This window comes from Sphingomonas sp. PAMC 26605 (assembly GCF_000241485.1).
Classification (GTDB): Bacteria; Pseudomonadota; Alphaproteobacteria; order Sphingomonadales; family Sphingomonadaceae; genus Sphingomonas.
Window position 1 is genome coordinate 147646 of record NZ_JH584243.1, and the last position, 5178, is coordinate 152823.

The 5178-nt window shown below is 59.0% G+C and carries 7 protein-coding genes; 3 read left to right on the forward strand and 4 right to left on the reverse strand.

The genetic code is table 11. The features are described from left to right. The 4 genes from RH90_RS20145 to RH90_RS20155 form a co-directional block, all read right to left on the reverse strand. Window positions 1-187: transposase (locus RH90_RS20145; protein WP_010188541.1), on the reverse strand; the 187-nt coding region annotated here is incomplete at its 3' end. A 96-nt stretch (window positions 188-283) separates the two neighbouring features. After that, window positions 284-1075 carry a class I SAM-dependent methyltransferase gene (locus RH90_RS22935; protein WP_010188542.1) on the reverse strand — a complete coding sequence of 264 codons (792 nt, stop codon included), beginning with the start codon at window positions 1073-1075 and terminating at the stop codon, window positions 284-286. Further along, on the reverse strand, window positions 1072-1758 hold the full coding sequence (gene rclC, locus RH90_RS20150; protein ID WP_010188547.1) for a reactive chlorine resistance membrane protein RclC: 687 nt from the start codon (window positions 1756-1758) through the stop codon (window positions 1072-1074). Before rclC ends, RH90_RS22935 begins: the two co-directional genes overlap by 4 nt. 2 nt (window positions 1759-1760) lie before the next feature. Next, window positions 1761-2102 (reverse strand): carboxymuconolactone decarboxylase family protein, encoded by a 342-nt coding sequence (locus RH90_RS20155; RefSeq protein WP_010188549.1) that lies wholly within the window; start codon window positions 2100-2102, stop codon window positions 1761-1763. A gap of 19 nt (window positions 2103-2121) precedes the next feature. Between RH90_RS20155 and RH90_RS20160 the strand changes: the two genes are divergently transcribed. The 3 genes from RH90_RS20160 (at window position 2122) to ripB (ending at window position 5178) form a co-directional block, all read left to right on the forward strand. After that, window positions 2122-3153 carry an AraC family transcriptional regulator gene (locus tag RH90_RS20160; RefSeq protein ID WP_232280451.1) on the forward strand — a complete coding sequence of 344 codons (1032 nt, stop codon included), beginning with the start codon at window positions 2122-2124 and terminating at the stop codon, window positions 3151-3153. Window positions 3154-3767: 614 nt separating this feature from the next. Then, window positions 3768-4607 (forward strand): itaconate degradation C-C-lyase RipC, encoded by an 840-nt coding sequence (ripC, locus tag RH90_RS20165; protein WP_010188553.1) that lies wholly within the window; start codon window positions 3768-3770, stop codon window positions 4605-4607. Window positions 4608-4650: 43 nt separating this feature from the next. After that, on the forward strand, window positions 4651-5178 hold the full coding sequence (gene ripB / locus RH90_RS20170) for a (R)-specific enoyl-CoA hydratase RipB/Ich (protein WP_010188555.1): 528 nt from the start codon (window positions 4651-4653) through the stop codon (window positions 5176-5178).

Below are 5178 nucleotides of genomic sequence, written 5' to 3' on the forward strand. Positions count from 1 at the left end.
CCATACTCTGCGACCCCAGCAGGTCACGGCGCCAGCGGTATATCTGGCTTGGCCAAAGATCCGCCCGTGCGGCGACCCGCGCCACTTTCGCACCCGGCGCGAACGCCGCCTCTATGAGCGCGAGCTTCTGCTCGTCCGACCAAAGTCGGCGCCGCTCCGCTCCCGAAATTACCGTCACCTGACCCATCGCACCGTCGCTAACACCGGTGCAAACACCGTCGCTTGCACCAGTGCTATCTCGACCGACGCTCACACTCAAGCGGCCGCCGCCGGAGGGTTACGGTCAAAGTGGAACCCGGCCTTTCACTGCGTTAGCGCGCGAAGTGTAACTAACCAGCCCAGACTCGTCTTCTGGAAATCGCAGTGCGAGTCGCTCCCTCAACAAGCACCTTGATCGTTGGCTAACTCCACGCGTTTCGTTACCCATCTCGAGTGCCGCGACCATAGATTCCCAAAATTTCGAAAAGTTGGGAAATGTTCGCCGAACAGTGATTAACCGTGACTCGACGTGGCTTAGTCCAGCGTCTGTCCAAAGTGACATCAGCGCGTCAATGCGCGATACCGCAGCGCTCGGTGGCAAGTCCGGGGTAAAACCCATATCGCGCAGCTCCGCATACATAACAGCCATAGGGAATCCTTCGGGCTCGAAAACATCCCAGACGTAAGCCGAAACCAAACCGCCGGGTCTTACCACGCGTTTCATTTCGGCCACGCCCCGCATCGGTTCAGGCACGAAAAACAGAACCAAAGCCATGACTGCCGCATCGAAGTATCCATTGACGCTGGGAAGTGCCATTGCGTCGCCCTGCGCGAATTTTGCAACGCCATCGCCCGATCGAGCACGTGCGAAGTTCAATTGCCCTTCGGAAGGATCCACACCGAGGATCTCCCTTGGGGCGCAACGTTGCGAAAGCAATTCGGTGAACGCGCCATTGCCACACCCGATGTCGATCCAGCGCAAGCCTGCGGCTGGTGCGAGCCAATCGACAAAATCCGCACCGACTAAGCGACTCCATATGCCCATGACGCGCTCGTAGTTAGCCCCGTCGTCGAACCGGATCGTGTTTTCGGTCACCGGTTTTCTCCACCCCGTGTGTCATGCAAGCGGAAACTCTTGAAGCGCTCCGCGGCCACGCTGGACAACTTGACCGAGCGCTTCGGAACCGCGTCCGCCGCGCTGTCCCGAAGCAGCGTTCGTGCGGTATCGGCGACAACCAGCCATGCTCCGGCGAGAAGCGCGACATCCTTGATGACGAGTCTGCCTGGGCCGGAAAGATAGGGAAACCCGTGTTGCATATCGCCGAGCGCTGGCACCCATGCTTCCGGCGTTGTCGCTAAGAACGACAACGTCACAAATGGCGTGGCGAAGGCTAAGATCGCTCCCCAGAGACCGGTTTTGCGGAAGAAAAGCCCTGAAAGAGTGAGAAGCCCGATCATAATTTCAACGGTACCGAGGCCCCGCGAAAAGGCATATGTGTGATTCGCCAGCTGCCATGCCCGCTGGGCCGGGATCAGGGCTCCCTCCTTCGTAAGATGGGCGGCGTAGTCGGCCGGATAGGCATAAAAGAACCTCATTAGCGGGCTGTTCGCGACAAATGGCGCGATACTGTCAGCTTCGTAAGGGCTGAATTTCAGCCATCCGATCCAGATGAAAATGATCGCGATCGCGATCTTCATTGCTGCGATCCCAAGCCCGCTCGAACGCCGGGTTGCCACGATCGTCAGGGCGCGCGTGTAAAGGCTTTGCATACCGAACATCCTTAGGCTTCAGACGCCGCGTCGAAGGCGGCCATCGTACGGGTGGAGTAAACCAGGGCGGCGCCAGCGTTGACGCCGATTGCAACGCCGAGCGCTTCGGCAAGCTCACCGTGAGAGGCTCCCTGTTTGCGAGCTTCCGCGGTGTGCACCGCGATGCACCCGTCACACCGCAAGGTAACCGCGACCGCGAGTGCGATCAATTCCCGCGTCTTCGCGTCGAGATGCTCCGTTTTGGAGCCGGCCTGTGTTAGTTGGGCATAGCCCTTTATGGTATCCGGGGTCAGCTTGGCGAGGCGGCCAACCCCGGCGACGATCTGACCCCGGTACGTATTCCAATCGAGCATGTGCACGGCGTTCATCCTTATGTTGACCATGCATATTTGTGGCTGGCGCGAGGAAAAGTTGATCTCCGTGCGACGCGCGCTCATGACCGCGCGGATCAATGTGAAGGTGTCCCGAGTGCCGGAACTGCAAGATCCCTTGACCATCCTCGCGCCGATGCTTCGCGTACGGCCGGAAATACAGGACTTTTGCCGATTTGGCGGTGCTTGGCGCGCGGTGCATCAGCAGGAGCAGCAGGGTTGGGTAGCATTTCACATAGTGACGAAAGGCGCCTGCTCGATCGAGCGGACCGGCCAGCCGGGGGTCATGCTAGAGGCAGGAGATGTCCTGTTGCTTCCGCATGGGGACGCGCACGTGGTTTACGGCGGCGGCCCAAATCCTGAATTTCGCGACGTGGTCGTCACCTATCGCGACTATATTCGTGTCAAAGAGACCCAGGGCGCGCCAGTCGAGACGGAGTTGATATGCGGCCGTCTTCATCTTGAAACCACGAGCGAAAACTTGCTGCTGAGAACTCTTCCGCACGTAATCGTGCTTCGATTGGGCGGTATGTCAAGCTTTAGCAGTCTGGTGACGATGATCCGGGAAGAGTTAACCCTGGACCGGGGAGGAGCCGCAGCGATTACGCGTGATTTGGCGAGCGGACTATTCATGATGCTGCTCCGCCACCATCTTGAGACAGAGCCCCCAGCCAACGGGCTGCTCGCACTGCTCAGTGCGCGCGAGACCGGCCGCGCGGTGACCGCTATGTTGAACGAGCCTGCAAAAAACTGGGCGCTGGATGAGTTGGCGTCGGTAGCGATGGTATCGCGGGCGACCCTGGTTCGTGCATTTCGCCGACTAAGCGGCATACCCCCTTTGGCCTTTTTGACGGAGGTGCGACTGGGGATCGCCCGCAATAGAATTGCTCAGACTTCCGATGGCCTAGGACAAATCGCCGTAGACGCTGGATATCAGTCCGAAGCGGCACTGAGCAGGGCGCTCCAGCGTCGGTTCGCAATGCGCCCAGGAGCTATGCGAAAACTCGCGGAAGATGAAGGGGGTCCGGATTAACGCACGATCGACGGCACCGACAATCAATCGTACTTGCGTCACGTTCGTAGCAACGCGCGAGGGAGCCTTAGCGCAGTCTAATGGTCGCCTTAAACGAAAGGTGTTCGACTGGTGATGACGGCTCTTTAAACGGGCGGCGATTTCAGACGACACTATTGAACCAACCGGAGTTGCAGCGAGTAGTCATACGGTCGGTCGTGTGATTGGTCGTGCCGAGATTGTCGATGGTATCGGGCTGGCACCCGCTGGACGGTTAAGCTGAAACTGGCGATTTGCCTGATGCCAAACGGATGGGTCGGTCCGGCTGCGGTCGAACACCGAGAGATTGCAGCGCTGCGATCTACTCCTGGTGGCGCCAAGCGATGTCGGATCGAGCGAGCGGAGTGCCGGCTCGGTGAGGATGTAGGATAAACGTGCGTCATACTAAAGGACGCGCTTGCAGCGTCATGCCGCGCCCTGTCGACTCGTTGTTCTTCAACGGAACGAGCTGACGACCGCTCCCATGACGTAGACTCCTGCGCCAAGGTAAAACGTCCGAAGAACTATAGTTCAATGTGCTGGACCAAGCGTGCGCTCAGCTACGCCTACGCTATCTAGCGAATGAGGATCCCACGATGCCACATATGAGCAGCGAGCCGACCCGCAGCTGGCTTTTCACGCCCGGTACGCGGCCGGAAAGATTCGCAAAAGCGGCCGAGATCAGTGCTGATGTGCTCATCATCGATCTCGAAGATGCGGTGGCGCCAGCGGACAAGGACGGTGCGCGTACCGTTGCGCTGGATTGGCTTGCCGCCAATGCGTCGACACCGAGCCGAATCGGTCATGCGCTACGCGTCAACGGTCTCGACACCGCAGCCGGCATCGCTGACCTGCACGCCTTGATCAGACATACCGCGGTGCCAGATTACCTTGTGATTCCGAAGGTCGAAAGTGCCGGTCATGTCGAGATAATGGATCGGCTACTTACGTCGGCAGGGAAAGACACTCGCCTTGTCGCGATTATCGAAAGCGTGCGCGGTCTGCGAGAGATCGAAGCGATCGCTGGGGCCTCCGGACGGCTGGTAGGTCTGATGTTCGGCGCCGCTGACATGGCGGCGGATCTCGGTTGTGTCACCGCTTGGGAGCCCTTGGTATCTGTCCGCGCCCAGATCGTGGCTGCGTGCGCGCTCGCGACGATAGCCCCGATCGATACCCCGTTTTTCGATGTGCGCGATACAGCCGGCTGCGCGGCGGAGGCCAAACGCGCGGTTGATCACGGATTTATCGCAAAGGCAGCAATACATCCGTCTCAAATCGCTCCGATCAACGCGGTGCTGACCCCGTCAGCTGCCGCGATCGAAGCCGCCCGATCGATCGTTGCCACAAACATCAACGGCGTCGGTACAGTCGATGGCAAGATGATTGACGAAGCCGTCGCCCGAAAGGCGCGACGCGTACTGGCTGCGGCTGGCTGATATCTCCGAGATTCATGTCCCTTACCGCTCAAGGATATATCTAATGGACACCCTTTTACCCGCCTATAAGACTGTTGGAGAGCACCGCTACCGTGAAACATCGGGCCTCTTCTTTGAGGACTTCGTTCCAGGCGACGTCTTCGAGCATCGCCCAGGCCGCACCGTACTTGACGTCGACAACACGTATTTCACGTTGCTCACTCTGAACGTCCAGCAGGTTCATTTTGATGCTGCCTATGCTGCCAAGACAGAATGGAAGAAAATGTTGGTGGACTCGACGTTCACGCTCGCCCTTCTCACTGGCATGTCGGTTCGGACGGTTTCGGCCAAGGTCGTCGCCAATCTCGGCTGGGACAAGGTCAAGGCAACGCACCCAGTGTTCGCGGGCGACACGCTCTACGCAGAGAGCACCGTATTGCATAAGCGGGAAAGCAAGAGTCGACCGACCCAGGGCATTGTCACCGTGTCCACGCTTGGCGTGAATCAGGAAGGCAAGGAAGTGATGAGCTTCGAGCGCACTATGCTCGTGCATCGCCGAGGTCATTCGCCAGAGGAAGCCGCAGGCTACTGA

Bases quoted from the DNA above. Each gene is read 5' to 3' on its own strand.
- rclC (WP_010188547.1), bottom strand. From the start codon at position 1,758: ATGTTCGGTATGCAAAGCCTTTACACGCGCGCCCTGACGATCGTGGCA.
- RH90_RS20155 (WP_010188549.1), bottom strand. From the start codon at position 2,102: ATGCTCGATTGGAATACGTACCGGGGTCAGATCGTCGCCGGGGTTGGC.
- RH90_RS20160 (WP_232280451.1), top strand. From the start codon at position 2,122: ATGTTGACCATGCATATTTGTGGCTGGCGCGAGGAAAAGTTGATCTCC.
- ripC (WP_010188553.1), top strand. From the start codon at position 3,768: ATGCCACATATGAGCAGCGAGCCGACCCGCAGCTGGCTTTTCACGCCC.
- ripB (WP_010188555.1), top strand. From the start codon at position 4,651: ATGGACACCCTTTTACCCGCCTATAAGACTGTTGGAGAGCACCGCTAC.